The organism is Massilia sp. 05N420, assembly GCF_056397205.1.
This window is the reverse complement of the sequence record NZ_JBFTMX010000083.1, coordinates 1-5,518: the sequence shown is the minus strand read 5'-3', so window position 1 is coordinate 5,518 and position 5,518 is coordinate 1. Positions and strand designations below refer to the sequence as shown.

Genomic DNA, 5,518 nt, shown 5'->3' with positions numbered 1-5,518 from the left:
GTGCGGTCGCCGGCCTGGTAGTCGTACCAGCCGCCGCCCGTCTTCTGGCCGAAGCGGCCCGCTTCGCACAGCAGGTCGGCGGTCTTCGAGTAGGCCACCTCCGGCATCTCGAGCGCGCGGCGCTTGCGGATGGCCCAGCCGATGTCGTTGCCGGCCAGGTCGCCCATGCGGAAAGGGCCCATGGCGAAGCCGAAGCCTTCGATCGCGCGGTCGACCTGTTGCGGCAGCGCGCCCTCGTCGAGCAGGAAGCCGGCCTGGCGGATGTACTGCTCGACCATGCGGTTGCCGATGAAGCCGTCGCAGACCCCGCTCACCACGCCGGTCTTCTTCAGTTTCTTCGACAGCACCAAGGCGGTGGCCAGCACATCCTTGCCGGTCTGCGCGCCGCGCACGATCTCGAGCAGCTTCATCACGTTGGCCGGGCTGAAGAAGTGCAGGCCGATCACGTCCTGCGGGCGGGAGGTGAAGGAAGCGATCTTGTTCAGGTCCAGGGTCGAGGTGTTCGACGCCAGGATGGCGCCTGGACGCATCACCTGGTCGAGCCGGCGGAACACGCTCTCCTTGACGCCCATGTCCTCGAACACCGCTTCGATCACGATGTCGGCCTGGGCGATGTCGGCGTAGTCGAGGCTGCCCTTCACCAGGCCCATCCTCTGCTCGAATTTTTCCGGTGCCAGCTTGCCCTTTTTGACCGTGTTCTCGTAATTCTTGCGGATCGTGGCCAGGCCCTTGTCCAGCGCCTCCTGCTTCGTCTCGAGGATGGTGACGGGGATGCCGGCGTTCGCGAAGTTCATCGCGATGCCGCCGCCCATGGTGCCGGCGCCGATCACGGCGGCCGAGCGGATTTCGCGCACCGGCGTATCGGACGGCACGTCCGGGACCTTGCCGGCAGCGCGCTCGGCAAAGAAGGCGTGGCGCAGGGCCTTCGATTCGACGGTCTGGGTCAGGTGGATGAAGCGCGAGCGCTCGAACTTGCAGCCCTCTTCGAAGGGCATATTCACCGAGGCGGCGATGGTCTCGACACATTCCAGCGGCGCCGGGAAGGCCCCGGCAGCGGCCTTCACCCTGGCGCGGGCGGCATCGAGGAAGCCCTGGGCGTCGGCATGTTCGACCTTGCGCTCGCGGACCTTCGGCAGCGGAGGTGCGCCTGGGCGACGGACCTCAGCCATCTTGTTGGCGAAATCGACGGCGGCGGCCACCAGGTCGGTCCCGGCCGGGAATACCTCGTCGAACAGACTGCCGGCCAGCTTCTCGGACGATACCGGATTGCCGGATACGATCATGTCCAGCGCGGCCTCCAGGCCGATCACGCGCGGCAGGCGCTGGGTGCCGCCGGCGCCCGGCAACAGGCCGAGTTTTACTTCCGGCAGCGCGATCTGGGCGCCCGGCAGGGCCACGCGATAGTTGCAGCCCAGCGCCAGCTCCAGGCCGCCGCCCATGCAGACGCTGTGGATGGCAGCGACCACCGGCTTGCTTGAACCTTCCGCGGTGCGGATCAGGGTGTGCAGGGTCGGTTCGGTCAGGGCCTTGGGCGAATTGAATTCGCGGATGTCGGCGCCGCCCGAGAAGGCCTTGCCGGCGCCGGTGATCACGATCGCCTTGACCATGGGATCGGCTTCCGCGAGCTGCAGCGCCTCCACGGCGGCGGTGCGCGTCGCCAGCCCGAGGCCGTTGACCGGCGGGTTGTTCAGCGTAATGACGGCGACGTTGTTCTGGACCTGGTAATCGGCGCTCATGGGGTCTCCCTTGGGTGGATTTTCGTATGTTGAAACTGCAACAGGCACTATAAGCGATAAAAGTACGGTCGTGTTATTCCGCAGCTGCGGTCGCGTACAGCCTGTAGGCCACGCCGTGGCCTGCCAGCTCCAGCGGGCGTTCGTAGACCAGTCCCAGCTTTTCCAGCACGCGGCCGGACGCCGCATTGTCCGGATGTACCATGCCGACGATGCGCTTGACGCCGTGCTCGCGAACGCCCTGCTCCATCAGCACCCGCGCGCTCTCGGTCGCGTAGCCCTTGCCCCAGCAATCCGGCAGGAAGCGGTAGCCGACGTCGACTTCATCGAGATCTTCCAGGTATTTCAGGCCGCTGAAGCCGACCAGGCGTGCGCTGCTCTTTTCGACCACCGCCATGCGGCCGTAGCCGTGCACCGCATAGTCGCGCAGCGGCCGGGTGCGCAGGATCTCGCGCGCTTCGTCGACCGTGGAGACCGGGGTGTCGCCGGTGTAGCGGATGATCTCCGGCAGCGTGATCAGGGGCAGCCAGGCTTCGGCATCGTCGAGGGTGAAGGGGCGCAGTATTAGGCGTTCGGTTTCCATCGGTTCTTTCCGGTTCTCAGTTAGTGAACGAATGCTGGCTTGCTGCTTCGTTCCGGGCCATCTGGTGCGCGGTCAGGGCACGGATGATGGCGCCCGGCGCTTCAAGGTCCTGGCTGACCAGGCCGCGCATTTCCTCGGTGGCCAGGCCTGCCAACGCGGCATCGACCAGCGCCCGGGCCGCGGCGTCGCGGCCGCGGCCACGCAGGATCGCGGCGCGCAGCCGCAGGTCTTTCGCAAAGTTGAACAGCTCCGCGATGAGCCTCGGTGCAGCGTGCGTAGGCGTGAACAAGCGCTGGCCGCCGACCGTTTCGTTCAAGTAGGGCAGGAAACCCATCGGATCCGGCAGGAAGCGCTCGCCGAGGACAAAATCACCCGCCTCCACCACCGCCGGCAAGGCCATGAACGCCTCCCGCCGCGCATGCTCGGGCATCAGCGCATCGAACTGTACGAACAGTTCGTAGGTCGCGCGCGAATCCTCGAGGATGTCGCCGATCTGCGCGACCAGCCCGAAGCGCGTGGGCTGCGGCGAGTAATCGGCATGGCGGACACCGTAGAAGACGTCGCCGGCGAGCAGGCGGCGGGCCTGCTCGTCGCGCAGCCGGCTCAAGGCATCGCGCGCCGGCGGGTAGACCTCGATCAGGAATATCCACTCGAGCAGGTCGAGATGACCCACGTACTCGTCCTGCCCGTCCGCCATCACCAGCGCGTAAACGTCGAGCAGGTGGCGCAAGGCATCCTCGTACCTGCCATCTTCCCGCGCCAGCATCGCTTCATGATGCGCCCCCTGGACCTTGCCGTCCTTATCCGTTCGGATCACGATAATTCACTCCTCGGCGATATGGATCTTGGCCTTCACATGCTTCAGGCTGGCCACGATGGTAAAGGTCATGATCACCAGCAGCGACCACGAACTCCATTTGCTGATGTGGACCACCGACCAGGCGCCCAGCTGGTTCGGATAGCGCCACACGCCCCAGAAGGTGCCGATGTTCTCGGCCATCCAGATGAAGAAGCCGGTCAGCACGAAGCCCAGCATCAGCGGCATGCGGCGGTCGCGGTCGAGGGGCCGGAACACCACCGTGGTGCGCGAATACAGGCCGAGGGCGCAGGCGGCCAGGTACCAGCGGTAGTCGCCGATATAGTGGTGGGTGAAGAAGTTCACATAGATCAGGATCGCGATCGTGGTCGCCATCCAGTAAGGCGGATGGTGGCGGATGCGCAGGTCGAGCAGTCGCCAGGCCTGCACGATATAGCTGCCGACCGCCGCGTACATGAAGCCCGAGAACAGCGGCACGCCGAAGATCTTGGTATAGCCGAAGTCCGGATAGCTCCAGGACTGGACGCTGCCCGACACCTTGAAGGCTTCCAGCGCGAAGCCGACCACGTGGAACAGGCAGACCGCCTTCAGCTCGTCCCAGGTCTCCAGCCTGACCTTCACCATCCACAGCTGAATCGCGATCGCCACCACCAATAGCAGGTCGTAGCGCGGGACTCCCCAAAGGCCGGCGCGCGGCGTCAGGAAGATCGCGGCGAAGAACAGGCCGACGAACAGGCAGGCGCGCGCCTCCTTGACGCCGAAGTACAGGAACTCCACGAGGCCGCGGCGCAGGCCGGCCAGCGGCCGCGGGCGGTCGTCCATCAGGAAGCTGTCGATGGCGGATAGCATGCCGGTTCGATCAGGATGGCCGGGCGCTGTCGCGCTCGCGCTTCAGGTAGTGCGATGGCGGCTGGCCGACCAGCTTGCGGAAATCCGAGCTGAAATGGGCCTGGTCGAAGTAGCCGAGTTCCTGGGCCAGGGCGGCCAGGTCGGTCTCGCCGCCGGCCAGCCGGTCGGCCGCTTCGTGCAGGCGGAAGCGCCGGATGGTCCACTTCGGGCTCACGCCCACGTAGTCGCTGAACAGCAGCTGCAGGCTGCGCACGCTCGATCCGGCGGCCTCGGCCAGCTGCTCGACCTGGGTCAGGCCGGGCGTGGTCTCGGCCACCCGCAGGATGGCGGCGATGCGCTCGACCTGGGGATCGGGCGCCGGCAGCAGCGGGGCCAGCAAGCGGGTGCAGGCGGCGACCATGCCGGCGTCGCCCGGGCAGTCCAGCACGGCGTCCCGGGTGCCGGCTTCATCCCAGGGGAAGACCGCGGACAGGGCCAGCACCTGGTCGGTAATGGTATGCAGGGGCTTGCCGAGCAGTGCGCGGAAGGCGCCGGGCCGGAAGCGCAGGCCGCAGACCTTGCCCGCGCCTTTCAGTTCGTAGTCGAAGGCGCCGGTCGGCACGCCCCAGATACCGCTGCGGACGCGGTCGAACACCAGGTGCACGCAGGGATACGGGAGGGTGCGCTGGACGTAAGGCGGCTGGTCGCCGAGGTCCCATTCGACGATCCAGAAATGGTCGAGAAACGGCGCCAGCCCGGGCGCGGGCAGATAGCGCTCCATGCGGAACATCTTGCGCGCCTGGGCGGGCGCGACCACGCCTTTCGGGCGGTCCTGGACGGTTGCGAGCGGTGTCATCGGGTGCCATTCATGGGATCGTCTGCCGGGATTCTAGCATTCGCGTTTTTACAAGACGGCAATTCTATGCGCGTCTATCCTGAGCGTCCTTACTCACCACGAGGACGCCATGAACCGCAGCATCACCCTGTTCCACGCCCCGCATTCGCGCTCCGGCGCCGTCCGCATCCTGCTCGAGGAGCTGGGCGCACCCTACACGCTGGAAACCGTGAACCTGAAGACCAACGAGACCCACACGCCGCGCTACCTGGCCATCAACCCGATGGGCAAGGTGCCGGCCCTGCGCGTCGCGCAGGGACAGGACGAAGTGCTGGTGACCGAGCAGGCCGCCATCATGATCTACCTGGCGGACCTGTTCCCGCAGGCCGGCCTGGCGCCGGCCGTCGACGAATTGCAGCGCGGCGCCTGGCTGCGCTGGATGGCCTTCTACGGCTCCTGTTTCGAACCCGCGGTGGTCGACCGCGCGATGAAGCACGAAGCGGTGCCGTCCTCGACCTGCCCTTACGGCGACTACGACACCATGCTGTCCACGCTCACCCGACAGCTGCGCGCCGGCCCCTGGCTGCTGGGCGAGCGCTTCTCGGCGGCCGACATCCTGTGGGGCTATGCCCTGGCCTGGACCTCGGCCTTCCAGCTGGTGCCGGCGCTGCCCGAGATCGTCGACTACGTCGCCCGCTTCAATGCGCGGCCCTGCGCGCAGC

The 5,518-nt window shown here is 66.8% G+C and carries 6 protein-coding genes; 1 reads left to right on the top strand and 5 read right to left on the bottom strand.

The window, feature by feature from the left end:
* From AC1DIX_RS27225 to AC1DIX_RS27205, 5 genes are all read right to left on the bottom strand, one after another.
* On the bottom strand, nt 1-1,736 hold a 1,736-nt coding region (locus AC1DIX_RS27225; protein ID WP_477328414.1), incomplete at its 3' end, for a 3-hydroxyacyl-CoA dehydrogenase NAD-binding domain-containing protein.
* 73 nt (nt 1,737-1,809) lie between these two features.
* Nucleotides 1,810-2,316: a GNAT family N-acetyltransferase gene (locus AC1DIX_RS27220; protein WP_477328412.1), complete on the bottom strand. Its 507-nt coding sequence runs from the start codon at nt 2,314-2,316 to the stop codon at nt 1,810-1,812.
* A 16-nt stretch (nt 2,317-2,332) separates the two neighbouring features.
* The gene (locus AC1DIX_RS27215) at nt 2,333-3,133 is read right to left on the bottom strand and encodes a hypothetical protein (RefSeq protein WP_477328411.1); all 801 of its coding nucleotides are present in this window, start codon (nt 3,131-3,133) and stop codon (nt 2,333-2,335) included.
* 6 nt (nt 3,134-3,139) lie between these two features.
* A complete protein-coding gene (locus AC1DIX_RS27210; RefSeq protein ID WP_477328416.1) occupies nt 3,140-3,955 on the bottom strand; it encodes a DUF817 domain-containing protein in 816 nt (271 codons plus the stop codon).
* A 37-nt stretch (nt 3,956-3,992) separates the two neighbouring features.
* Complete coding sequence (locus AC1DIX_RS27205) at nt 3,993-4,817, bottom strand: DUF6597 domain-containing transcriptional factor (protein ID WP_477328410.1); 825 nt, start codon at nt 4,815-4,817, stop codon at nt 3,993-3,995.
* Nucleotides 4,818-4,926: 109 nt separating this feature from the next.
* On the opposite strand from AC1DIX_RS27205, the gene AC1DIX_RS27200 reads away from it, so the two are divergent.
* On the top strand, nt 4,927-5,518 hold a 592-nt coding region (locus AC1DIX_RS27200), incomplete at its 3' end, for a glutathione S-transferase family protein (RefSeq protein ID WP_477328408.1).

Bases quoted from the DNA above. Each gene is read 5' to 3' on its own strand.
- AC1DIX_RS27210 (WP_477328416.1), bottom strand. From the start codon at position 3,955: ATGGACGACCGCCCGCGGCCGCTGGCCGGCCTGCGCCGCGGCCTCGTG.
- AC1DIX_RS27220 (WP_477328412.1), bottom strand. From the start codon at position 2,316: ATGGAAACCGAACGCCTAATACTGCGCCCCTTCACCCTCGACGATGCC.
- AC1DIX_RS27205 (WP_477328410.1), bottom strand. From the start codon at position 4,817: ATGACACCGCTCGCAACCGTCCAGGACCGCCCGAAAGGCGTGGTCGCG.